At 65.8% G+C, this 23,995-nt stretch carries 22 protein-coding genes and 1 tRNA gene; 13 read left to right on the top strand and 10 right to left on the bottom strand.

Annotated elements, in window-relative coordinates:
* Positions 1–36 precede the first annotated feature (36 nt).
* The 3 genes from rpsI (at position 37) to QM741_RS07330 (ending at position 963) form a co-directional block, all read left to right on the top strand.
* Entirely contained in the window at positions 37–429 is a 393-nt protein-coding gene (gene rpsI / locus QM741_RS07340) for a 30S ribosomal protein S9 (RefSeq protein WP_415207067.1), read from the top strand.
* 87 nt (positions 430–516) lie between these two features.
* Positions 517–590 (top strand) — tRNA-Gln (locus tag QM741_RS07335).
* A gap of 241 nt (positions 591–831) precedes the next feature.
* Entirely contained in the window at positions 832–963 is a 132-nt protein-coding gene (locus tag QM741_RS07330) for an Arm DNA-binding domain-containing protein (protein ID WP_415207066.1), read from the top strand.
* Positions 964–1,056: 93 nt separating this feature from the next.
* On the opposite strand, the gene QM741_RS07325 is transcribed toward QM741_RS07330, so the two are convergent.
* From QM741_RS07325 to QM741_RS07305, 5 genes are all read right to left on the bottom strand, one after another.
* The gene (locus tag QM741_RS07325) at positions 1,057–2,397 is read right to left on the bottom strand and encodes a type II toxin-antitoxin system HipA family toxin (protein ID WP_415207065.1); all 1,341 of its coding nucleotides are present in this window, start codon (positions 2,395–2,397) and stop codon (positions 1,057–1,059) included.
* A 1-nt stretch (position 2,398) separates the two neighbouring features.
* Complete coding sequence (locus QM741_RS07320) at positions 2,399–2,659, bottom strand: helix-turn-helix domain-containing protein (protein ID WP_415207064.1); 261 nt, start codon at positions 2,657–2,659, stop codon at positions 2,399–2,401.
* Positions 2,660–2,890: 231 nt separating this feature from the next.
* A complete protein-coding gene (locus QM741_RS07315) occupies positions 2,891–3,640 on the bottom strand; it encodes a FecR family protein (RefSeq protein WP_415207063.1) in 750 nt (249 codons plus the stop codon).
* 52 nt (positions 3,641–3,692) lie between these two features.
* Positions 3,693–4,157: a hypothetical protein gene (locus QM741_RS07310; RefSeq protein ID WP_415207062.1), complete on the bottom strand. Its 465-nt coding sequence runs from the start codon at positions 4,155–4,157 to the stop codon at positions 3,693–3,695.
* On the bottom strand, positions 4,154–4,708 hold the full coding sequence (locus QM741_RS07305; RefSeq protein ID WP_415207061.1) for an RNA polymerase sigma factor: 555 nt from the start codon (positions 4,706–4,708) through the stop codon (positions 4,154–4,156). Before QM741_RS07305 ends, QM741_RS07310 begins: the two co-directional genes overlap by 4 nt.
* A gap of 216 nt (positions 4,709–4,924) precedes the next feature.
* Between QM741_RS07305 and QM741_RS07300 the strand changes: the two genes are divergently transcribed.
* Positions 4,925–5,914, top strand: coding sequence for a TonB-dependent receptor plug domain-containing protein (locus QM741_RS07300; RefSeq protein WP_415207060.1), 990 nt, complete (start codon positions 4,925–4,927; stop codon positions 5,912–5,914).
* A gap of 422 nt (positions 5,915–6,336) precedes the next feature.
* On the opposite strand, the gene QM741_RS07295 is transcribed toward QM741_RS07300, so the two are convergent.
* Both QM741_RS07295 and QM741_RS07290 read right to left on the bottom strand, forming a co-directional pair.
* Positions 6,337–7,371: a YncE family protein gene (locus QM741_RS07295; RefSeq protein ID WP_415207059.1), complete on the bottom strand. Its 1,035-nt coding sequence runs from the start codon at positions 7,369–7,371 to the stop codon at positions 6,337–6,339.
* A gap of 127 nt (positions 7,372–7,498) precedes the next feature.
* A complete protein-coding gene (locus QM741_RS07290; protein ID WP_415207058.1) occupies positions 7,499–8,041 on the bottom strand; it encodes a hypothetical protein in 543 nt (180 codons plus the stop codon).
* Positions 8,042–8,259: 218 nt separating this feature from the next.
* On the opposite strand from QM741_RS07290, the gene QM741_RS07285 reads away from it, so the two are divergent.
* The 3 genes from QM741_RS07285 (at position 8,260) to QM741_RS07275 (ending at position 11,677) form a co-directional block, all read left to right on the top strand.
* Positions 8,260–9,162: a hypothetical protein gene (locus QM741_RS07285; RefSeq protein ID WP_415207057.1), complete on the top strand. Its 903-nt coding sequence runs from the start codon at positions 8,260–8,262 to the stop codon at positions 9,160–9,162.
* Positions 9,159–10,607 carry a substrate-binding domain-containing protein gene (locus QM741_RS07280; RefSeq protein ID WP_415207056.1) on the top strand — a complete coding sequence of 483 codons (1,449 nt, stop codon included), beginning with the start codon at positions 9,159–9,161 and terminating at the stop codon, positions 10,605–10,607. The genes QM741_RS07285 and QM741_RS07280 overlap by 4 nt, the downstream gene beginning before the upstream one ends.
* Positions 10,608–10,756: 149 nt before the next feature.
* Entirely contained in the window at positions 10,757–11,677 is a 921-nt protein-coding gene (locus tag QM741_RS07275; protein ID WP_415207055.1) for an alpha/beta hydrolase, read from the top strand.
* Between the two features lie 205 nt (positions 11,678–11,882).
* Here the strand turns inward: QM741_RS07275 and QM741_RS07270 are convergent, their stop codons facing one another.
* The 3 genes from QM741_RS07270 to QM741_RS07260 are packed head-to-tail and all read right to left on the bottom strand — an operon-like array spanning position 11,883 to position 14,256.
* Positions 11,883–13,256, bottom strand: a complete 1,374-nt coding sequence (locus QM741_RS07270) for a sensor histidine kinase (RefSeq protein ID WP_415207054.1) — start codon at positions 13,254–13,256, stop codon at positions 11,883–11,885.
* A complete protein-coding gene (locus QM741_RS07265) occupies positions 13,253–13,918 on the bottom strand; it encodes a response regulator transcription factor (RefSeq protein ID WP_415207053.1) in 666 nt (221 codons plus the stop codon). The genes QM741_RS07270 and QM741_RS07265 overlap by 4 nt, the downstream gene beginning before the upstream one ends.
* The gene (locus tag QM741_RS07260; RefSeq protein WP_415207052.1) at positions 13,918–14,256 is read right to left on the bottom strand and encodes a PepSY domain-containing protein; all 339 of its coding nucleotides are present in this window, start codon (positions 14,254–14,256) and stop codon (positions 13,918–13,920) included. The genes QM741_RS07265 and QM741_RS07260 overlap by 1 nt, the downstream gene beginning before the upstream one ends.
* Before the next feature lie 124 nt (positions 14,257–14,380).
* Here QM741_RS07260 and QM741_RS07255 point away from each other — a divergent pair, with 124 nt between their 5' ends.
* From QM741_RS07255 to QM741_RS07230, 6 genes are all read left to right on the top strand, one after another.
* Positions 14,381–14,686: a PepSY domain-containing protein gene (locus tag QM741_RS07255; protein ID WP_415207051.1), complete on the top strand. Its 306-nt coding sequence runs from the start codon at positions 14,381–14,383 to the stop codon at positions 14,684–14,686.
* A 112-nt stretch (positions 14,687–14,798) separates the two neighbouring features.
* Positions 14,799–15,953 (top strand): efflux RND transporter periplasmic adaptor subunit, encoded by a 1,155-nt coding sequence (locus QM741_RS07250; protein WP_415207050.1) that lies wholly within the window; start codon positions 14,799–14,801, stop codon positions 15,951–15,953.
* A complete protein-coding gene (locus QM741_RS07245) occupies positions 15,950–19,027 on the top strand; it encodes an efflux RND transporter permease subunit (RefSeq protein WP_415207049.1) in 3,078 nt (1,025 codons plus the stop codon). The genes QM741_RS07250 and QM741_RS07245 overlap by 4 nt, the downstream gene beginning before the upstream one ends.
* Positions 19,028–19,509: 482 nt before the next feature.
* Positions 19,510–21,735 (top strand): TonB-dependent siderophore receptor, encoded by a 2,226-nt coding sequence (locus QM741_RS07240; protein ID WP_415207048.1) that lies wholly within the window; start codon positions 19,510–19,512, stop codon positions 21,733–21,735.
* A gap of 23 nt (positions 21,736–21,758) precedes the next feature.
* Entirely contained in the window at positions 21,759–22,928 is a 1,170-nt protein-coding gene (locus QM741_RS07235; RefSeq protein WP_415207047.1) for a PstS family phosphate ABC transporter substrate-binding protein, read from the top strand.
* The gene (locus tag QM741_RS07230) at positions 22,925–23,977 is read left to right on the top strand and encodes a PstS family phosphate ABC transporter substrate-binding protein (RefSeq protein WP_415207046.1); all 1,053 of its coding nucleotides are present in this window, start codon (positions 22,925–22,927) and stop codon (positions 23,975–23,977) included. The genes QM741_RS07235 and QM741_RS07230 overlap by 4 nt, the downstream gene beginning before the upstream one ends.
* Positions 23,978–23,995: the final 18 nt, after the last annotated feature.

Raw genomic sequence — 23,995 nt, 5'->3', positions numbered from 1 at the left:
CCTGTGCGGACTTTTCAACAAAAGCAGACGACCAACATGGCTACACAACAGTCCTACGGCACCGGCCGCCGCAAATCCTCCGCCGCCCGCGTGTTCCTGCGCGCCGGCAAGGGCGCGATCACCGTCAACGGCAAGCCGCTCGACGAATTCTTCGGCCGCGAGACCTCGCGCATGATCGTGCGCCAGCCGCTCGAGCTGACCCAGAACACCGACAAGTTCGACGTGCTCGTCACCGTCGAAGGCGGCGGCAACACCGGCCAGGCCGGCGCGATCCGCCTCGGCATCGCCCGCGCGCTCGTCGAGCACGACGAAACGCTCAAAGCGCCGCTGCGCAAGGCCGGTTTCATGACCCGCGACGCACGCGAAGTCGAGCGCAAGAAGGTCGGCCTGCACAAAGCCCGCCGCGCCACCCAGTTCTCGAAGCGCTAAGCTTTACCCGGGCCATCGTCTCGCGACGCTGGCCCGGACTCCCAAAACCGGATCGTCGCCAAGTCAGATAGACGCTCCGGCCAGGATTGGGGGATCGTCTAATGGTAGGACTGCAGACTCTGACTCTGCCTATCTAGGTTCGAATCCTAGTCCCCCAGCCAATAAGACTTCCAACGCAGTCCCAGGAAGTTCCGCAACACCAACTAACCCCGCGAAATTGCGGGGTTTTTTGTGCCTGTCGGTTCCAAGTCGTCCCGCTGAAGCCCGTCGCTCGTGTGGGGTAAAGTGTGGGGTAAGGCAGAAATCGCACTCGAATTTACCCCACAAAACGAGTTCGAAGTTCGCCGAAGGCGGCTGTAGGCCGCGTAATTACTAGCTTTTCAGGCTCGGAAATTACCCCACATGGCGACCAGACTTACAGATTTGGCCATTCGCAAAGCCCAACCCCGGCAGAAGAAGTACAAGCTATCCGGCGGCGGCGGCCTAACCCTCATCGTCATGCCCGACGGCGCCAAATACTGGCGCATACGGTAAAGCTGGGCCGGAAAAGGGAAGGAACTCTCTCTCGGCCGACCGTATCGAAATGACTTTGTCGGAGACGATTAGAAAGCTTCGCCGTGCTATTGGTTAAATGGCCATTGCCATCAGCGTAGCTGCGGCTCGCTCGAGCCCGCCAAGGATAGTTTCGGCAACCCGCGGAGAGAAATCTGCCGGCAGTTCCGTCTGCACCTGCGCGATGGCCGCCGGCGTGCGTCTCAGGATGTCTTCGATGATCGGCTCGGCGGTCGGTGCGTAGCCCACCTTCTGCGCGGTGCTGTCGAAATGGCGGCGCTGGATGGCGTGCATGGCGTAGTGCTTGTTTTTGCCGAGCAGCGCCATCGCCAGGTTGACCTCGCGCGGCGCCCATTGGCTGGGGCCATCACCGATCACGGGATAGGCCGACATCACGTCATACAGCCGCGTCAGCCGGACACGCCCGCGTGGCAGGATCTGGATGCTGAAATTCTTGGCATGGCCGTCCGGTGCACGCAGCAGCCAGAACAGGACCTGCGCAGCCATCAGTGTCTTCATGTCAGCCTCGGCATTCACCGATTGTCGCAATGTGGCAAACAGGGCCATGAGTCCCGGTCCGCCCTCGTTCTCGTATTTGCGCAGCGGCGAGCAGCCTTCCACTTGGCAGAAGTCCTCCTGCGGCAGTCGCATCAGCCATTGGCCATCGGGCGAAACACGCCGGTCGAAGCGCTCGACCACGAGCACACGTTGTTTGCCGAAGGTCGCGATGCGGGCGTCGGCAACGTCCAGTCCGTAAGCCTTAAGCAGGCGAAGGCACAGCCACTCATTGTCGACCGAGGTGGTGAAGTCGGCCTGCCGGCCACCCACCAAGCCGAGCGGAAGTTTGAAGATGTGGCTGGTGGGCGTCGCACCGTGAGGTGCCCACCACTGCCCGCCCCACCACAAGAAGGCAGTTTTCTCCTGAGCGCCGGCCAGGGAGATGCGGAAGTCCGCGTCGAGATCGCTGCCGGCGCCGAAGGCGCGCGGAGAGATCGTCTCGATCAGATGCCGCTCGATGGCGTCCTCGGACAAGGGTGCGCCTTCGATCCGATCGAAACCCACTGGCACCTCATCCTCGTCCAATATCTGCACCGCGCCCACGCAGTCGCGGCCGATGGCCTTGAGGAGGTCGAAAGGATCGGTTGATCCCGTACGGAAGCGCTCAGCGACACGCTTGCGGATGGCGTCACTGTCGGGCAAGAGGTTGTCGAAGTAGTTGGCGACCTTTTCGCCTCTGAGCGGTAGGTTGTCCAGGTTGAAAGGCAGCGATAGCGATAGCGGGCGGCCGATGGCAGAGGCAACCCAGTCCGCGTCGTAGCGCAGTTCCATCTCGCCGCGAGCAGGGATCGTCCAGCACCCGACGCGCACGCCGTTGCTCCAGAGCGACAGGCTGCGGCTGTGTGAGCGGCGTCCCATGTCACCAATCCGCCTGCATGTCGGAGGGCGTACGGTCAACACGCGCGCCTACGGCTAATTCCAGGCCAAGCGCCGAGCACCAGGCCAACAGTTGGCCCAGGCTCAAGTCATGGGGATTCAGCTCCAGATGGGACACCCGCGACTGGCTCAGGCCGATGCGACCGGCCAGAGTCGACTGGGTGATGCCCTTGGCCTTGCGGGCGGCCTGCAGTATTGATCCCAGCTGCGAAGGAGTGGTCAGGACGTGGAGTGGCGACGCCATGGCGAATACCCGGATTGCGAGTAAATGCAATTTACCCCTAAATCAGATATTCGTCAAATATTCGAATAGCAGGTGGGACTCGGTCCCGGGTAGTTGCAGCTAGGCCCACAGTCCGGCGAAAAATCTTAGTTCGATTTCGCGCGAAATTTTCTCGGGGTAAAGGCTGGGGAACAGCAAGTTCTCAGGAGAGAAAGGTCATTACTTCATAGCATTAGGAAGCATGTTCGAATCCTAGTCCCGTGTCGCCTTGGCCCCACCCCTGGGCCGAACAAATATCTCCCCACTCCGCTTCTCGACAGCCAGGTCCGGCTCCTGCTTGAGAAGCGCCGCGAGGGACTCCGGGTCGTCCGCGTTGAAGGCGCCCGTGAACCGGTACGCGCCGGGGGCGATGCCTTCCAGGCGGAACTGCATGCCCTTGTTGTAGCGGTTGAACTCGGTCGTGATGTCTTCGAGCGCGGTGCGCTTGAAGATCAGCTTGCGCTGCTGCCAGACGACGGCCTCGGCCACGTCGGCGTGGTCGACGCGATCGACGCGGCCGTTCTTCTGCACGCGCGCTTCCTCGCCGGCGGCGACGAGGACGGGGTCGGAGGCCAGCGGTCCGGCGCCGGACACCTTGACCCTGCCTTCGATCACGGCCACGTTGGTCGTGCCGTCCGGACGATCGTCGACGTTGAACTGCGTGCCCACGGCTTCGACGACCGCGCGCGCGGTGTGCACGCGGAACGGGCGGGTGCGGTCGTGCGCCACCTTGAACGTGGCCTCGCCCTGCAGCAGGCGAACGTCGCGCTGCGTCTCGTCGAAGCGCACGTCCAGGCGCGACTGCACGTTCAAGTTGACGACGGAGCCTTCGGTGAGCTGGATCGTGCGCTGCTCGCCGACCGGCGTCTCGAAGTGCTGCCAGGAAAGGGACGAACGATACGCCACCGTGCCCAACGCCACCGCCGCCAGCGTCGCCGCCGCAGCCAGCGTCAGGCGGCGCATCGCAACGCGGCGACGCGGCCGCGCCCGGCGCGCGGCTTGCGGAGAACCTGTCTCAAAACCTCCGTTCGCCCTGAGCGTAGCGCCGAAGGCGCGAAGTCGAAGGGCCGAGGTTGGCGTAAGTTGTGGTGTTTCGACTTCGCTCGCTACGCGAGCTACGCTCAACACGAACGGTTTTTCGATTTTGAGATAGGTTCGAGTCTCCCGCTCTCCGGCGGGCACGCTCTCGCGCAGCGGATCGCGCGTCACCGGCAGCCGCGCGATTCTGCGGCCCGGTGTCGCGCAGCAGCTCGTCGAGGTCGAACGCACCCGAGGCGAACACCTTGCGCATCGCCTGGGCTTCGCCCGCGACGGACAGAAACGCCTCCATGTGACGCGGCGATTCCGCAATCCACTCGACGAACGCCGCGCTGTCCCCGTCCGCGCCGTCCTTCAGGCACTCGTACCACTGCGCGGCCCGCAGCGCGATCAACTCGTCGATTCGATTCTGTACGTTCTTCATCGGCTTGCCCCAACTCATTTGGGCTTGCGTTTCCAGCGGCCGTCCAGCGCCAGCTTCAGCGCCGCGCGCCCGTGCATCACGTAGGTGGCGATGGTGTTGGGCGTGAAGCCGCTCGCCTTCGCCGCCTCCTTGTACGACATGCCCTGGCCCTCCACGAGCATCAGCGCCGTGAGGTAATGCGCCGGCAGTTGCTCCAGCGCCGCGCGCACGTTCTCCTGCGCCACGAGTTCCTCCGCGTCCTCGCTGGACGACGCGCGCGCGTCGAATCCCAGTTCGTCCGGCAACTGCCGCGAGTCGAAGATCACGGGATTGCGCCTGTCGTCGGCCAGCGCCGTGCCGACCACGTGGAAGGCGATGCGGAACAGATAGGCGAGCGGATTGCGGATCACCTCGGCGCGATCCTTGCGCTTGACGAACAGCTCGAACACCTCCTGCACGAGATCGTCCGCGTCCTCGGGGCGCCGCAGGCGCCGGGCGAAGTACCGGTTCAGCGCCGCGGCATAGCGGTCGTAGACCGCGGGCGAAAACGGCGCCGTTTCGTTCGGATGTTCTGGCCGGCCGGGCGACATGACGGAAATTCTGGTGTACTCGTCCTCGGAAATCCCGAATCGAGACTCCCCAACTACTAAAGAGGGCCCCCGAGCCCGTTTTATAGATCGAAAAAAGAAAATATCCATAACCCGCGCCCCACCCTCCTCTTCAGTAGACGTAGGCGCATGCGACGAATCGTCGACGGCGCCGGAACCGCAACGCGGAACGTACCTACCGGGGAGGCACACACGATCATGAGCATTCACAGTCGCGCACTGAAGGCGGTATTCGGCAGCATCTTGCTGGCCTTGGGAGCGGCCCAGGCGGCCGAAACGCCGTCCCAGTCCGCTCGCCCCACCTTGCCCGTCAGTTGCGATGCGGCGGCCGCAACGGGCAACACCGCCAAGGTCGATTTCAACATCGCCCAGGAACCGCTAAGCGACGCGCTGGCGGAATGGTCGCGGCAATCGGGCCTACAAGTGCTGCGCAGAGACGGCGCCGCGAACGTCCAGGAGATCACTGCACCGAAAGTCGCCGGGAAGTTCTTGCCTACAGAAGCGCTGGATCGGATGCTGGCCGGTTCGGGGTTTCGATACGAGTTCGTGAACGGCTGTACGGTGCGGATCAGCTCCGCATCGGATAAGCACGCCGCCGCTGCGCACGTCGGCAAATCGGATGAGGCGCAAGCTACGCCTGGCGCTACGGCAGGAAGCCAAGCTCAGAAAACCCAGGATAATCCATCAACTGATGCGCCCGAATCGGCTTCGCAAAAGAAGACAGCTCAGCTCGAAGATGTCGTCGTCACAGGGACGCACATCCGAGGCGTGCAGCCCTCTTCGCCGGTGCTGATGATCAGCCAAGACGACATGCGGCTGGCCGGCGATAACAATCTCGGGGATGTGATCCGGTCGCTGCCGCAGAATTTCAATGGTGGCCAGAACCCCGGCGTGATGATAGGAGCGTCAGTAGGAGGGATAGCGAACCAGAATATCACTGGAGCCTCCAGCTTGAACCTGCGAGGGTTAGGGCCGGATGCAACACTGACGTTGCTCAATGGTGTGCGATTGCCGTATGACGCCTTCAGTCAGGCCACGGACGTCGCAGTGATTCCCGTATTCGCGCCATTGCTTCCGGGCGAGGGGCAGATCGACCGGCACCTTCTCGATGTGATCGACGATGCCGTCGTCGAGAAGTGGGCTGGGCTGACGCACGAGAGCGATCTTCGACATGAGTTCCTCCGGTAGTGGCCAATCTTATCCCCGATGTGTTGCCTCGGGGCGCGGCTGACGGCGCGGGACACGAGACCCTGATGCGGTGGGAGTTTTCGGCACGGAGCGTTCGGTATTGATGGGCCTCGTCGGCACAGGCCTCTGCCCGTCGCTCACCCCGCCAATGCATGAGGCAGAGGCGCGGGCGGCGCCTTCGTAGAGGAAGGCGGGGATTTGACCGCTTGCGTAGAATTATTGGCCATGACGCATAAATCCAGAATATGCGTCAAATCCGATACGGATGTTTTATGCGGCTTCCCAGGATGTTTCAGGAAGTCTCATGAAAGCAAAAACCCCGCTGTGATGCGGGGTTTTTGTCCCTCCAATAAGCAAGCAGAAGAACATCCAGCCGGTAATGCGTGCCGGGAACGCGCATGCAGGAAACGGCGAAATGGTCGCTACTTGGCGCCGCTGCCCACGACCTGATAACGCAGCACGCCGGCCTTGGTGTCCTTGGCGCCGCCGACGGCGAGATAGAACAGGCCGGCTTCGGGAGCGAGGAAGCAGGTCTTCGCGCCTTTCTCCGTCGGCACGTGGGCGAGCTCTTCGTAATGATCCGCATTGCGCTGGGCGAACACGCCGGTGTAGTCGTCGCCGCAGGCGTAGAGGCGGCGGTTGGCCGCGTCGAAGACGAGGCCGTTGGTGCGACCGGGCGCGTCGAAGCTGGCGACCGACTGGCCGTTGTCGGTGTTGACGACGACGAGCTTGAACGGCTTGCGCGTGATGATGAACAGGCGCTTGTTCTTCTCGTCGAGATTGATCGCCGAGGGATTCTGCCCTTCCTTCACCGGCCAGGTGGTGAGCACCTTGCCCGTCTTCTTGTCGAGCACGGCGATTTCGCTCAAGCCCGCGACGTTGACGAACAGGCGCGAGCCATGCTGCTCGGCGATGATGCCTTCGGTGAAGTCGGTGTCGAACTGGGTTTCGCTGACCGTCTTGCCGCTGTCGGGATCGACCTGCGCCACGGTGACCTTCGGCAGCTTTTTTTCGCCGTTCTTGCCGCCGACGACGAACCAGAGGCGGTTGGTCGACGGATCGTGGTACATCACGTCGGCGCCCGGGATCAGCTTGACCGTGCCGATCTGGTTGTAAGTCTTGCCGTCGAGGATGTGGGTCAGGCCGTTGCCGGAGTTGCTGAGGAAGATGCGGTCCTTGTTCGCGTCGTAGTAGATCGCGTGCGGCTCTTCCATGCCCTTGACGGTTTTCAGATGCGCGCCGGTGTGCAGGTTGAAGACTTCGAATTCGCCGCCGTCTTCGCCGGCGAGGAACAGGCGGTCGCCCTTGACGTCGGCGCCGAAGTGGTCGAAATCGCCGTCGTAGCCGGGCATGTCGGTGCGGCCGAGCGGCTTGAGCGTGGCGGCGCCGTCGGCGAACGCGAGCGCGGGCAGGACGAAGGCGAGCGCGGCCGCCAGCGCGTGGATTTTCGTTTTCATGTGTCGTTTCCCTCTGGGCATGGGTGCGGCTTCGCGATCAAGCAAGAAACCGGATTCCGCCCGCCGCGCCATGCACGCTGCGGACGGAATCCGGATCGGCTGCGCGGCAAGCCGCCCCCGGATCGGCTTATTTGGCTGCGTCGAACAGCGCGTTGTAGCTCGGAATCTTCTTCGCCAGCGCGTCGCGCAACTCGGTCGCCTTCTTCAGATAGGCCACTTCCTGCTCGCTGCTGTTCGGATTCGCCGGCGGGTTCTTCCACGCGTAGACGACGAGGCCGATGTTCGTGCCCGCCGCATCGCGCATCGGCATGAGGATGACGAACTTCGTCGGGTTGTCCTGCGTGCGGTGCCAGCGCGGATCGACGATCGTGATGCCCTTCTTGGAGACGTCGATATCGTCCGGATCGTCCGGGTTGCCGACGCGGTCGTGGTAGGAGCCGGCGAACATCGTGTACTTGTCGGTCTCGCCGGGCGGCACGCCGTGCAGGGTGATGCTGAGCAATTCCGGATGCGCGGCCATCGTCTCGTCGGCGAGCTTCTGGCCGTAGATCGTGTGGGCGGGCGGCGTCCAGTTCTTCGCGGGGGCATCGGCGGCACAGGCCGAAGAGGCCACACCAAACATCGTCGCGCCCGCGAGCGCAACGGCCAGGGTCAACTTGAACAGCTTCATGAAAACCTCCCTCACTATGTGGGTTTGTCGCATCCGGGTTTGGAAGCGTCCGCGAAATTTAGGCGGTGACTCTATACGCATCCTGTCGCGATCCTGAAAAGTCTTTAAGCCTGGCGCATTCCGCGACCTGACGACGTTTTCATGGAGTTTTCACCTTCGCGACAGGTTGCGCCACTAGCGTGTCGCGCGCGCCCAATACCCAACGACGGAGCAGACAAATGACGAAACGCAAAACGCGGCCCTCGGCGTGGCTGCCGATGATCGCCGTCGCCGCGATTGCCGCGATCCTCTCGTCGCAGGCACAGGCGCAGACTACGATTCCGGTGAAGATCTACGCGCAGGAACTCGTCGACCGCACCGTCGCGCAGCATCCCGACCTGCGCACGATCGCGATCTACGCCACGCCGCCGAAAACGAACACCAGCCTCGTCCTCGCCTCGAACATCGGCCTGATCGGCACGCCGGCGGGCAGCGAGGACGCCGGCGTCGCCGCGAGCGGCAAGACCCGCGTCGTCGAAAGCGCGAACCAGCGCCTCGAAATCGAACTGCCGCTGCACGACCTCGCCGGGCTGACCGTCGGCACGCTCGCACTGACCTGGGCGAATCCGGGTACGGGCGGCCGCGCCGCGCTGGAGAAAAAGTCGGCGGACATCCGCGACGGCCTCTCGCACCGCATCCTCAACACCGCCAACCTGCTCGACCCGTATCCCTACGTGGCGACGGCGACGACGCGTTCGCGCGCGCAGACCCTGATCGAGGACACGGTGCGCCGCCATCCCGAAGTGACCGTGCTCGCGCTGCGCCTGAAAGTGCCGCCGAAGAACGATCTCGTCGTGGTCGGCTCGACCTTCGGCCGCCACGGCAAACCGGCCGACAACGACGACCTGAAAGTGCTCGACTCGCCGGCGCCGATCCCGGGCCTGTACTCGAACGACAAGCGCTTCGGCGTCGATCTGCCGGTGAAGGACGCCAAAGGCGGCGCGATCGGCACGATGAACGTCGGCTACGCCTACAGCGGCAGCGAAGACAAGAAGGCGCTCGAAGCGAAAGCCGTGGCGCTGTGCGATGAAATCCAGACGCGGCTTGCCGCGATCCCCGCTCCCGAGGAAATCGATCCGTGACCGCACCGAAGTTCATTCTTCTAGCTGTCGCCGCTGCGGCCTTGCATTTCCCCGCCACGAGCCGCACCGCCGAACAAATCACCGTGACCAGCATCGGCGAGCGCGAGACGGGCCCGCTCATGGACGCGTGGATGCAGGCGCTGCACCGCGCGCATGCGGACATCGCGCGCGGCGCGAAATGGCAGCATCTGAGCAACGACGCCGCGATCGGCGCGCTGATGTTCGAGCAGGCCGACCTCGCGCCAATGACGCGGGCGTTCGAGAAGGAAGAGATCGCGCCCTACGTGCACCAGTTCGCCGGCGACATGATGAAGGCGCCCGTGACCGTGCGCGTCGCGCTGCGCGACGGCAAGCCGGTGTTCCTCGCGTTCAACAAGCGGCCGGACACGCCGCCCGTGCCGGCGGTGTCCGCATTCGCGCGCTTCGCGCTGAGCGCAGAAGGCCAGAAGATCGTCGCGCAGACGGCCGGATTCCAGCCGCTGCCGGCGGCCGACATCGCGCAGGAACTGCCGAAGGTCGCCGGCTACGTCGCCAGGCTCGATCCCGCGCTGCCAGTTTATACAGCGAGCGCGCAGGTCGGCGGCGATATCCGCAGCGTCGGCAGCGACGGCATGAAGTCGCTGATGGAGCGCTGGATGCGCGACTTCCGCGCCTTGCAGCCCGGCGTGCGCAAGGGCGATCCGTGGGAACACCTCGGCACGCTCAACGGCTTCGGTGCGCTGATGGTCGGCATGACCGATCTCGCGCCGATGGGCCGCGAACTCTGGCCCAGCGAGGCCGCCGCGTTCGCCAATCTGCACGGCGGCGAAAAGCTGTTCGAGATCCGCGTCGCGCGCGGCGGCTTCGACACGCCGCAGCGCACGACCGCGCAGGCGATCTTCGTCAACGAGAAGAATCCGCTCAAGCAGATCACCCTGGCGCAGCTCAAGGCGGCGTTCGGCAAGAATCCGACGATCACGCGCTGGGGCCAGCTCGGCCTCGGCGGCGAATGGGCGGACAAGCCGATCGCGCTAGCCGCGCCGCCGCTGGTCGCGCCGAACGCGATGTCGATGCAGTTCATGGCGCTGCAGGGCGGCGAATGGGCCGGCAACGTGCATCAGGGCACGATCGACGCAACGGCGAAGGCGATCGCGGCGGACACGAATGCGATCGGCTTCGGCGGCCTCGAGGAAGGCGGCCCCGGCCTGCGCGCCGTGCCGGTCGCGCTCGACGACAGGAGCCCGGCGATCGCGATCGACGCCGACAGCGCGTCGAGCGGCCGCTATCCGCTGACGCGCTACATGTACATCCGCCTGCGCCGCGCACTCGGCCAGCCGCTGCCCGCGGCGATCAAGGAATTCCTGCGCTACGTGCTGAGCCGGCAGGGCCAGGAACCGATTCCGTATTCCGGCTACTTCCCGCTGAGCGCAGCCGAAGTGAAGGAAGAACTGGCCAAACTCGACTGACATCGCAGCAAAAGCGCCGGGGCCGCTTCGCTCCGGCGTCGAACCTTCGCTGTTGCGCCCCACTCGAAATATCCGGCGCCGCCCCGACATGAAAATAATGTCCGAACGCATCGCTGCATCCGGTGCGAGCCGGCATATCGACTCAACTCATGGCGGGAATCAACGTGATGAAACCGGTGACATTCAAGAACAGAACCTGGGACGTGGCGGCCGAATTGCACTTCCCGTCGGATTTCGACGAAAAGAAGCGGTATGCGGCAATCGTCTGCGTCCATCCGGGCAGCAGCTGCAAGGGGCAGACTGCCGGCCTGTATGCCGCGAAGCTGGCCGAACAGGGCTTCGCGACCATCGCCTTCGATGCGTCGTTCCAGGGCGAAAGCGGCGGCGAGCCGCGCTACATCGAGGACCCGGCGACCCGCGTCGAGGACGTGCGCTGCGCCGTCGACTACCTGACCACCCTGCCCTGGATCGACGAAGAGAAGATCGGCGTGCTCGGCGTCTGCGCGGGCGGCGGTTATGCGGTGAACGCCGCGATGACCGAAAAGCGCATCAAGGCCGTCGGCACCGTGGTCGGCGCCAACATCGGCCGCATCAACCGAGAAGGCGACCCGATCGCGGTGCTGGAAGCGATCGGCAAGCAGCGCACCGCCGAAGCGCGCGGCGCCGAGCCGCTGATCAACCACTGGATCCCGAATTCGACGCAGGAGCGCGACGCCGCCGGCATCACCGATGTCGATGTCTCGCAGGCCGTCGACTACTACCGCACGCCGCGCGGGCAGAACGCCTGCGCGCCGAACAAGCTGCGCTTCACCAGCCTCGCCAGCGTCATCGCCTTCGACGCCTTCCATCTGGTCGAGGAACTGCTGACGCAGCCGATCCAGATCATCACCGGCTCGGTTCCGGGCGCGTTCGGCTCGATGCAGGACGGGCAGGAACTCTACCGGCGCGTGAAGGGCGAAAAGGACCTGTTCGTCGTCGAGGGCGCGACCCACTACGACCTCTACGACCAGCCCGAGCCCGTCGCCAAGGCGGTCGCCAAGCTTGCGCCGTTCTACAAGAAACACCTCTGACCTGCACGCACATCGGTTTGAGCAAGAGCCGGTTCATTGCCGGCGCATCGTCCGGCTTCGGCAAGACACTCGCGAAGCCGTGCTGGCCAAGGGCCGCAGCACCGCCCTCACTTGCGCGGGTTTGAACGCCATCCACGACGCATGCGCCGCCCGGCGAAATACGTGACGCCGGCCGCGCGACGAGCGCAGCGGGCTTTTTCCAAGCTTATCGGCGCGCGGTTTTCCCCGCGCGCCATGTCAACACCACGCGCAGGCCGCCAAGTTCCTCCGAGCGACAGAGCGCGATCTCGCCCGCGGTCGCCTCGACGAGGTCGCGCACGATCGACAGGCCGAGGCCGTGGTGCGCCGTGCCCGCTTCGTCGAGGCGGCCGCCGCGCATCAGCGCGGTTTCGGCGCTGATGTCGAGGCCTTGGCCGTCGTCCTCGACGACGAGCGAAAGACCGGCGGCGCACGCGCCCGAAACACGCACGCGCCGGCGCGCGAAGCGTGCGGCGTTCTCGATCAGCGCGCCGAGGATTTCGGTGAGATCGTCCTCGGCGATCGGCGCGCGCAGGCCTGCGTCGATCTCGACCTCGAACACGATGCGCGCGCCGGCCTCGGTGCGCTCGACTACGCCGATCACGCGCTCGGCGATGAGCTGGGGCGAGGACTCCTGCGTGTCCGTCGTATCGCGGATCGCGGCGGCGCGCGAACGCGCGAGTTCGGTTTCGACCGCGGCCGACGCGGCGGCGATCGCGCGGTCGAGGCCGTCCGCCGCTTCGGTCGCGCCGGCCGCGCGCGCACGCCGGCTCTGCGCGCTCAGCGCGGCCAACGGCGTCTTCAGCGAATGGGCCAGATCGGAGGCGCGGCGGCGCGCACGCGTGAGATCGCGTTCGCGCGCTTCGGCGAGATCATTGATCGCCGCGGTCAGCGGCGCGATTTCCACCGGATGCACCGCGCCGAGGCGCGCGGACGGATCGCGGCGCAGCGCGGTGAGCTCCTCGCGCACGCGCTGCAGCGGACGCAGCCCGAGCTGCACCTGCACCCAGGCCGCGCCGAGCAGCACGGCCCAGAGCAAGGCGAGGAACAGCGCGAGTTCGCGACCGAACTCGCGGCGCACGCTGCTCAATTGCGCCTCGTCGACCGCGACCTGCACGAGCACGCCGTCGCCGCTGCGGTCGGGACGCACGCTGCGTTCGATCAGGAACACGCGGCGGCCGAACGGGCCCGGCGCATAGCGCGACGCCCAGCGTGCGGACGCGGTCGCCGGCATGGCGGCGGCAATGGGCGACGGCAGCGATTCGTCCCAAAGCGAATGCGAGCGCAGCGCGCCCTGCTTCGTCGTCAGTTGCCAGTAGTAGCCGCTGTCGGGCGTCTCGAAGCGCGAGTCGTGCGGCGGATCGTCGGCCACGGGCACGCCGTCGGCGCCGATGCCGAGCTTGGAGACGAGTTCGACCGCATCGTAGGTCAGCTCGCGCGCCGCGCGCCGCTCGATGTGGTGGGCGAACAGCACCGACATGACCACCCAGGCCAGCAACATCGCGACGAACACCGCGGCCGCCGCACCGAGGAGCAGCCGCAGGCGCAGCGAGCGCGTCATCCGGCGGGGCTCGCGAGCACGTAGCCGAAACCGCGCCGCGTCTGCACCACGTCGGCGCCGAACTTGCGCCGCAGCCGCATCACCAGCGCCTCGATCGCGTTGGTGTCGCCCGATTCCGCGACGCCGTAGAGATGCTCGGCGAGTTCGCCTGCGGACACGGCGCGATCGCCCTGGTGCGCCAGATAGTCGAAGAAGCGGAATTCGAGCGGCGACAGGGCCACGGGCTTGCCGTCGAGCGTCGCCGACATGCGCCGCGTATCGAGCATGAGCCGGCCGCAAGCGAGTACGGACGAGGCGCGGCCGGCCGCGCGGCGCACGAGAGCGCGCACGCGCACGATGAGTTCGCCCATTTCGAACGGCTTGGCCAGGTAGTCGTCGGCACCGGTTTCGATGCCTTGCACCTTCTCGGTCCAGTCGCCGCGCGCGGACAGGATCAGGACGGGGAAATTGCGCCCCGCCGAACGCCAGCGGCGCAGCACGGAAAGTCCGTCGAGACGCGGCAGGCCGAGATCGAGCACGGCGATTTCGTAGTCCTCGACGTCGCCCTTGAACCAAGCCTCCTCGCCGTTCGTGCACAGGTCGACGACGAAGCCGGCGCTGCGCAGCGCGTCGGCCACGTCGGCGCCGACGTCGGGATCGTCTTCGACCAGGAGCGCCCGCACTACTCGTCCTCGATCTTGATCACGTTGCCGTTGCGCGCGTCGAGCACGACCTCGCGCACGCGGCCGCTCGCGGTCAGCACCTTGACCTCGTAGACCGGGCCGCCCTTGAACTCGACCTCGACCACGTCGCCCGCGACACTGGATTGCGCGATCGCGAGGATTTTCGTCAGCGGCAGGATCTCGCCGCGCTGCATCGCCGCGAACGCCTCCTGCTGCGCCTGTTTCTTGCGCGCCTTCGCGGCGGCCTTGTCCTGCGCGCCATGGTCTTGCGCATGCGCGGCATTCGCGGCAAGCACGAGCGCGGGAAGCAAGGCGATGAACGTTCTGCGTGTCTTCATGGCGCGCACCCTGCCAGCGGAGCACTGACATTTGCCTGACGCCGGCCACGGGCTTCGCGTCAGCTTGGTTTGGTCAGGATGGCGTCGCCGTCACCGGCAACCACCCATGCAGAGGAGTTTAGCCATGCTCACCATCAATACCAAATTCGCCGCCTATGCCGTTTTCGCCGCCCTCGTGCTCGTGTTCGGCGCCGGCGCGCAGACATCCGCTTCGGCGGCCGCCCCGGGCCTGCTGAGCCTCGACGAAATCGAAAGCCGCGCCAGCGCCGAAGGCATCCAGGTCAACGACTTCGAAGTGCAGGGTCAGGGCCGCCTCGTCGAAGTGGAGGGACGCGACGCCAACGCGCAGAAGGTCAAGCTCGTGTACGACCGCAAGACCGGCGAACTGCTGTCGCGCGAAGTGAAGGCGCCGAAGGCGAACCGCCGCTGAGCGCAGCGCGGCCTTCCTTGCCCTCGATGGTGCCGCGGACGCATTCCGCGTCCGCGGCGCCCGGCTCCCGCACCAACGCGACTTTCCACTTCCCTCCTGCCGACAAGCGACCATGAAGAAATCGTCCCGCCCCATCCTCGGTCTCGCGGTTCTGGTCCTGGCCGCCGCTGCCGTTTTCGTGTGGAACCCCTGGGCCGCCGCGGACAAGGCCAAGTCCGCCGGCAAGCCGCCGCCGCTGGTCGGCGTCACCACCTCGCGCACGCTCGACCTGCCGGTGCTGTTCGCCGCGCAGGGCCATATCGTGCCGCTCAACCAGGTCGACGTCCGGCCGCTGGTGGCGGGCGTAATCCGCACGGTGAATTTCCGCGAAGGCGACGAGGTGAAGCCGGGGCAGCTCCTGTTCGAGCTCGACGCCGCCGACGTCGTCGCGCAGTTGCGCCGCGCCGAGGCCAACGCCAACCAGATCCGCGCGCAGATGGACGACGCCACGCGCGACCTCAACCGCACGCTGCAACTGGTCAAGTCGGGATTCATGTCGGCGGCCGTGGTCGACACCGCGCGCAGCAAGGCCGAATCGCTGCAGGCGCAATACAAGGCGGCGCTCGCCGACGTCGAAAGCGCGCGCGTGCGCGTCGGCTACATGCGCATCGTCTCGCCGATCGCCGGCAAGGCCGGCGCGCTCGCCGTGCATCCGGGCAGCCTCGCCCAGCCCGGCGATACCGCGGCGCTCGTGAGCATCGTCCAGTTCGATCCGATTTCGGTGGAATTCACCCTACCGGAGCGCAACCTGGCCGCGGTGCGCGACGCGCACGCGGCCGGCGCCACCCAGGTCGGCATCGATCTCGACGACGGCACCCGGCGCACCGGCCAGCTCAGCTTCATCGACAACCGCGTCAACGCCAGCACCGGCACGATCGGCCTTAAGGCGACGTTCGAGAACGCGGACCGCCATCTGTGGCCCGGCGCCTACGCGCGCGTCGCGCTCAACGCGGGCACCAGCAAGGGTTCGGTCGTGCTGCCGCCGCAGGCGGTGCTCGAAGGACCCGAAGGCCATTTCGTCTTCCAGCTCGGCGCCGACGACAAGGTCGCGCTGCACCCGGTCAGGCTGCTGCGCATCCAGGACAACAACGCCGTCGTCGAAGGCCTCGACAACGGCGCCACCGTCGTCGTCGAAGGCGCGCGCGGCCTGCGCGACGGCGTCGCCGTGGCGATCGACAAATCGGCCGCGCCGGCGACGGCGGCCAACGCCGGCGGAGCCGCCAAATGAACCTCGCCGGCCTTGCCCTGTCGCGCCCCGTCGCGACGACGATGCTGTGGCTCGCCGTCGTCGTCGCCGGCGTGGTCTGCTGGCTCAACCTGCCGATCTCGGCGCTGCCGAAAGTCGAAACGCCGGTGATCGAAGTGAGCGCCAAGCTGCCGGGCGCCAGCCCGGAGAACATGTCGACGTCGGTGGCGACGCCGCTGGAAAAGGAGTTCTCGACGATTCCCGGCCTGATCGGTTCGACCTCCGAAAGCATCCAGGGCGAGACCAGCATCCAGCTCGAATTCGATCTCGGCCGCGACATCGACGCCGCCGCGGTCGACGTGCAGGCCGCGCTGTTCCGCATGGGCCGCCAGTTGCCCGCGGAAATGCCGAACCCGCCGACCTACAGCAAGATCAACCCGGGCGACGCGCCGATCCTGCTGATCGGCCTGAATTCGTCCACGCTGCCGCTCAGCGACCTCAACGCCTACGTCGAAAACCTCGTCGTGCCGACGCTGTCGACGATCAACGGCGTCGCCCAGATCGTGGTCAAGGGCGGCAAGCGCTTCGCCGTGCGCGCGGAGATCGATCCCGAGCGCCTCGCCTCGCTCGACCTCTCGCTGATCGACGTCGGCAACGCGCTGAAGACGGCGAACTCGGTCACCCCGCTCGGCCAGCTCGACAACCCGCGCCAGATGCTCTCGCTGCAGATGCCGAAGGGCCTGATGAAAGCCGCGGATTTCGCCAACGTCGTCGTCGCCATGCGCAGCGGCCAGACCATTCGTCTCGCCGACCTCGGCCGCGTCTACGACAGCATCGAGAACACGCAGAAGAACAGCGAGATCAACGGCACCGATTCGATCCTGCTGCAAATCCAGCGCCAGCCCGGCGCCAACGTCGTCGAAACGATCGATGCGATCCGCGCGACGCTGCCGCAATTGCGCTCGGAACTGCCGAGCTCGGTGCGCATCCGCCTCATGGGCGACCGCTCGCAATCGATCCGCGACGCGATCCACGACGTCAACGTCACCCTGGTGCTGACGATCGCGCTCGTCGTCATGGTGATCCTGCTGTTCCTGCGCCACGCGAGCGCCGCGCTGGTGCCGTCGATCAGCCTGCCGATCTCGCTGTTCGCCACGTTCGGTCTGATGTATTGGGCCGGCCTCAGCCTCGACAACATTTCGCTGATGGGCCTGACCGTCGCCGTCGGCCTCGTCGTCGACGACGCCATCGTCGTGCTCGAGAACATCATGCGCTACATGGAGGAAGGGCTGTCGCCGCGCGACGCCGCGCGGCGCGGCGCGCGCGAGGTCGGCTTCACGGTGTTGTCGATCTCGGTCTCGCTGGTCGCGGTGTTCATCCCGCTGTTCCTCACCCACGAACTGAGCGGCGCGCTGTTCCGCGAGTTCGCCATCGTCGTCTCGCTCGCGATCCTCGTCTCCGCCGCGGTGTCACTGACCCTGATCCCCGTGCTCGTGCCGATGCTGATCAAGACGGCGCCGGAGCACGACGACGCACGCGGCTGGAACCGCGCCTTCGAAGCCGGCTTCGCGCGCGTGCTCGATCTCTACCGGCGCACGCTCGAACGGGCGCTCGCCCATCGCAACCTGGTCCTGCTCGCCGGCACCGCGACCGTCGCGCTCACCGCGGTCCTCTACCTCGCCGCGCCGAAGGGCCTGTTCCCGCAGGAAGACACCGGCCAGATCGCGGTCAAGATCAAGACCGGCGAAGACATGTCCTACGAAGGCCGCGTCGCAGTCATGCACAAGGTCCAGGCGGGCCTGCTCGCCGATCCGGCGATCGCCACCGTCGCCTCCAAGGTCGACCACGACACGACCGCGCTGACGATCGATCTCAAGCCGCGCGGCCAGCGTCCGCCGATGCCGCAGGTGCTCGACACCCTGCGCGCGGAAACCGCGCGCCTGCCCGGCGTCAGCGTCAGCTTCAGCCCGGTGCAGAACCTCAAGGTCGGCGCGAGCACCTCGGACAGCGCCTTCCAGTACACGCTGCAATCGGTCGGCGGCGACGACCTCGAACTGTGGTCGAAGAAATTGCTCGCCGAACTGTCGAAGTCGCCCGCTTTCGCGCAGATCGACACCGACTACGAGACCAACGGCCTCGAGGCGCACATCGACATCGACCGCGACAAGGCCGCCCAGCTCGGCGTCGACATGGCCAGCCTGCGCACCACGCTCAACGGGGCGTTCGGCACGCGCCAGGTGTCCACGATCTACGCGTCCGACGCGTCCTACCAGGTCATCATGGAACTGAAGGACGAATCGCGCCGCGACGAGACCGACATATCGCGCATCCGCGTGCGCGGCAGCAACGGCGCGCTGATCCCGCTCGACGCCTTCGCCCGCATCACGCGCGGCAACGGCACGACCGTGGTCGCGCACAAGGCGCAGCTGCCGGCGATCAGCTATTCGTTCGAGCTCGCCAACGGCAAGTCGCTGTCCGACGCCGCCGATGCGATCAATGCCGCGCGCGCGGCGATCAACCTGCCGCAGACGGTCTTCGGCAGCTTCGGCGGCCAGGCCGGCCTGTTCGAGAAATCGCGCACGAGCCAGCTCTGGCTGATCGCGATCGCGCTCGCCACGATCTATCTCGTCCTCGGCGTGCTCTACGAGAGCTGGGTCCATCCGCTGACGATCCTGCTCGGCCTGCCTTCGGCGGCGGTCGGCGGCCTGCTCGCGCTGCGCCTGCTCGGCATGGAATTGAGCTTCATCGCAATGATCGGCATGCTGCTGCTGATCGGCGTGGTCAAGAAGAACGCGATCATGATGATCGACTTCGCCCTCGACGCGCAGCGCACGCGCGGGCTGCCGCCCGGGCAGGCGATCCGCCAGGCCTGCCTGCTGCGCTTCCGTCCGATCACGATGACCACGCTGTGCGCGCTCGCCGGCGCGCTGCCGATCGCGCTCGGCTTCGGCGCCGGCGCCGAACTGCGCCAGCCGCTCGGCGTCGTCATCGTCGGCGGCCTGCTGTTCTCGCAGTTCATCACGCTGTACATCACGCCGGTGCTGTACCTGTGGTTCGACGGACTGACCGCTCGATCGCGCGCGGATTCCTCGCCCGCACCCGTCCAGCCCGTTTGAAACGACAGCCGTTTCCGTTCCCACCCCGCCACCGGCGGGGATAGCCGACCCAAGACGTCCGGCCGCCCTGGCTTTCCCCGTATCGGGGCCAATGCGGCGAACGCCGGCCTGCCGCCGCGCCTTCGCAAACAGGCGTTTACGCCTGAAAACCGCAGCTCCCACTTCCCCTAATACGAATGTGTTATTGGGCAGCGGCCCGGCCTGGGATAAAAATCTCGCCGACGAAGAGAAGCCGGAACACGAAAGGACTTAGAGCAAGAATCATTCGGCCGGAGGCTTGGAAACAGCCACCGCACCTCACTTCGGATTCGCTGTCCGCCTGATGGAGCGAAGCATTTTGCGGGTTCGCCCTTTCAGCAAGCCGTTGGTCGGCGCGGCCGGATCGGGCTGCGGAACATAAGAACGAGAACGTCGGGCCCGGCTGTACGCAGAGTACGGGAACCGGAAATCATTCCAACAAATCGTTCGGGGAGACGAAGAACATGCTTTCGCGTAAACCACTTGCGTATTCCATTGCCGTCCTGTTGCTCGCCAACACCGTCACCGTGGCCGAAGAGACTGTCAGCGGCGCAGAATCCGCTCAGCCCGCAGACGCGCAGACCGAGAAGAAAACGCAGGACTTCGACACGATCACGGTCGAGCAGAAATTCACCAAAGCCGACGCCAAGAGCGCGATGAAGATGGACGTGGCCGTCATGGACACGCCGTTCTCCGTGCAGAGCTACAGCGAGGAGCTGATCAAGTCGCTCGAAGCCTACACGCTCGCCGACGTGTTCGGCCATATGACCGGCGTCAAACTGGCCGGCCAGACCGGCATGGACATGACGCTGCGCGGCTTCCAGAGTTCGGGCACCGACATGAACGCGATCCTCGTCGACGGCCTGCCGGGCCTGTCCGAGCGCTTCAGTTCGCCCCCGACCGTCTCCCTCGATCGCATCGAACTGGTGCGCGGCGCGATGTCCGTGCTGTACGGCCAGAACCAGCCGGGCGGCTTCCTCAACCTGGTGACCAAGAAACCGCAGTTCGATCCGGTTTACGACTTCGGCGTCAGCACCAGCGGCTACGCGGGCCATGGCCTCGGTATCGGCGACGACCCGTCATACCACTTCGATTTCGACACGGCCGGCCACATCGACAGCGAAGGCTTGTTCAACTATCGCTTCCTCGGCGAGTTCAACGACAACCACAATTTCCGCGATTTCAACTACGACCGCTCGCGCTATCTGGCGCCGAGCGTCGCCTGGAACATCAACGAATCCACCCAACTGCTGGCCCAGGTCGAATACCGCAAGGACAAGGGCCGCATCGATACCTACCTCGTCGCCCCGGGCTGGAATGTCGCCAACGTTGCACCTATCAACACCTACTATGGCGAACCCGGCACGAACCGATTGGAAGAAGGCACCACCGCCACGCTGCAGTTCAACCATACGTTTGCCAACAACTGGGTCTGGAACGCGGCCTACCGCTACGTCGACTATTCGACCGAACAGACCGACTTCAGCGCCGTCAACGTCCTCGCCGACGGCGTGACCCTGCAGCGCCGCGCCCGCGCCCTCAATACCGCGCGCAGCAACAAGACCTTCGATACCAACTTGGCGATTCCGCTGGAAACCGGCCCCATTTCGCAGAAGATCGTCGTCGGCACGACCATCGAAGACTACTCGATCAACAACAACCGCTCGAAGTTCTACAACAGCACCTGCCCGGGCGCCTATTGCTTCAACATCAACGTCTACAACCCGGTGTATTACCGGGTGCCGCAATGGGACACGATTCCGGCGGGGCCGGCGACGTCGCTGACCAACAACATCAACAAGGACACGACGACCGCGTTCTACGTTTCCGACCTGATCTCCATCGGCGAACGCTGGAAGGTTTCGCTCGGCGCGCGCAATTTCAAGGACGATTCCACGGCGGTTTCCATCAATCCGCCGGCGCCGGATTACAACAAGACCCTCAAGAAGTCTCTGCTGCCGATGGCCGGTGTGCTGTTCCAGCCGAACAAGAACTGGACGCTCTATGCGAGCTACTCGGAGTCCTACGTCCCAGTCGACCCGACATATTTCGATATCAACGGCAAAAGTCCTTTTGCTCCCACCGAAGGCAAACAGTACGAAGCCGGCGTGAAGAGCGACAAGTTGCTCGACGGGCGCCTCACCGCGACGCTGGCGGTGTATCGCATCGAACAGACGGGCATCATGCAGAGCTACAGCTGCGCCGCCTACGGCCAGTGCTGGATCCAGGTCGGCGCCGCGCAGTCGGACGGCCTCGAGTTCGAAACCAACTTCGCCGTGACCAAGCAGTGGCAGTTGATTTTCGGCTATGCGCATGACAATGCCCGCGTGACGGCATCGAACCAGCCGATACAAATCGGCAAGAAGCTGCAGAACGCGCCAGACGACAGCGCCAACCTGTGGTCGCGCTACAACTTCGACAACGGCTTCTCGATCGGTGCGGGTTTCGTCTACAACAGCAGCTACGCGGGCAACACGCCGTCCAATCAGGCGCCGTTGCTCATCCACATGCCGGGTTATACGGTCGCGGATATGGACCTCGCCTACGAGCACGACAACTACACCATCAACCTCAAGCTCAACAACCTGTTCGATCGTACCTACTACCCGGCCACGGGTTCGACCCCGCAGGTGATGATCATTCCCGGGGCACCGCGCAGCTTCACGCTTTCGTTCCGCGCCAAGTTCTGATTGCCTCCTGCGCCGACGCCATCATGCCAGGATCCCGCACTTCGATCGGGCATGCATGGCTCGGCGCGTTTTTACTTTTGCAGGGCGTCGTGGCGGCGGCGTCCGATCCCGCCCTTGCCGAACGGCAGGCCGCAGGCCCGGGTGCATCTTCCGCATCATTGTCGCAATGCAGTCCGCCAACAGGCGGTGAAGACAATCGCAACAAGATTGCCGAAAAGGCGATCGATCAGTTTCCGGACTACGCGCCGACGCGCAAGGTGACCGGCACGATCCGGCTCTGGGGCCACGGCAGCGCCAAGCGCGACTTCATGGGCGATCTCGTGCGCGCGTGGATCGAGGCCTTTCACCGCCGGCAACCGGACGTCCGTTTCGACTATCGCATGTACGGCACGGCATCGGCGGTCGGCGCACTCTACACGGGCGCCGGCGACATCGCCCTGCTCGGCGAGGAAATCAGTCCGGCGGCCGCGCGCGCTTTCCGCCGCGCGAAAGGCTACGCCCCGACCGGGATCGAAATCGCCACCGGCAGCGTCGACACCAACTATTTCGACTACGCGCACATGATCTTCGTGCACGCGGACAATCCGCTCGAATGCCTGTCGCTGCGCCAGCTCGACGCGATCTTCGGCGAGCAGCACCGGCGCGGCGACCGCAACATCCGCGACTGGTCGCAACTCGGCCTCGGCGGCGCATGGGCCGGGCACCGCATCACGCCGTACTCGTGGAAGACCGACGAGGACTTCGGCCTGTTCTTCCGCGAGCGCGTGCTCGAGGACAGCCACCGCTGGAACCCCGACGTTCGCGAATACGTCCACGGCGTGCGTGCCGACGGCAGCCAATACGACCAGGGGCAACGGATCCTCGACGCGCTCGCGCAGGACCGCTACGGCATCGCGATCTCGAACGTGCGCTACGCGCGCCCGGGCGTGAAGGCGATCGCCCTGGCCTGGCGCGACGGCGGGCCGTCGGCACGCGCGACGACGTCGAGTCTGATCGACCGGAGCTACCCGCTCGTGCGCATCATCCCGGCGATCGTCGATCGACCGCCGGGCGGCAAGCTCGCGCCTGCGGTCGAGGAGTTCCTGCGTTTCGTGCTCAGCCGCGAGGGCCAATCGCTGCTGGTCGAACGCAGCGGCTACCTGCCGCTCGACCGGCGTGCGCGCGAGGCGCAGATCGGGAAGCTGGAGCAATGACAGGAAGGACCGCAGTGCGTCCCGCCGCGGCGCGCAAGCGCGCTCGCGCGTTCGCCCTCGCCCTGGCATTCGCATCGCCAGCCTGTCTTTGCACGGGCGCCGAGCCGATCGCGCCGCCGCCTTGGCAGTCGCCGTCCGGCATGCTGCGCATATGGGGCACGCCGCGCGCCGCGGACATCGTGGGCCGCTGGCAAACCGGGTTTCGCGACGCGCGCGTGGTCGCGCACCTGACCGGAAGCGATATCGCGATGGCCGGCCTGTATACCGGCCAGGCCGATATCGCGCTGATCGGGCGCGAGGCGACCGACGCGGAGGTCAAGGCGTTCGAATGGGTGTTCCACTACCGGCCCACGCGCATCGAGGTCGCCGCCGGCAGTCTCGCCAGCCCGGGGCGTTCGCCCGCGCTCGCCGTGTTCGTGCATCGCGACAATCCGCTGACCCGCATCGATTTCGCGACGCTCGCGTCGGTGTTCGGCGCGACATCCGCGCAGGGCGCGCGCAGCATCCGCCATTGGGGCGATCTCGGCGCAGGCGGCAAGTGGTCGCGGCACCGGATTCATCTCTACGCGCCGGACAGCGAAAGCGGCAGCGGCGCGTTATTCCGCGCGCGCGTGCTCGGCGGCGACAGCAAGCTGAACTGGGAGAATCTCGACGAATTCGCCGAGCCCGCGCGCACGCCGGGCGGCATCGACGTGGCCGCCCGCGACGTGCTGCGCGCACTCGCCAAGGACCGCTACGGCATGGCGATCGCCGATCTGGCCTATGCGGATGCCCGGGTAAAGGCGCTCGCGCTCAGGAGCGACGGCGAGTTTCAGCGGCCGACGCGATCGACCTTGACCGATGGCGTCTATCCGCTGCGCCGTTCGCTCTACGCCTACATCAACGTGCCTGCGCACGCGGCGCCCGATGCGACGGTCGGGGAATTTCTGCGCCATGTCCTCGGCGCCGAGGGCCAACGCGCGCTCGCGGCCGATCAGGACGGCTATCTCCCGCTCGCAAAGGAAGCCGCGCGGCGCCAGCTGCGCGCACTCGACGAACTGCCGAAATAGCGCAGGCGTTCCGATGGA

The organism is Rudaea sp. (genome assembly GCF_047601565.1).
In the GTDB taxonomy this organism is placed as follows: domain Bacteria; phylum Pseudomonadota; class Gammaproteobacteria; order Xanthomonadales; family Rhodanobacteraceae; genus Rudaea.
Note: the sequence above shows the minus strand (reverse complement) of the source record. Positions and strands in the feature narration are given on the sequence as shown.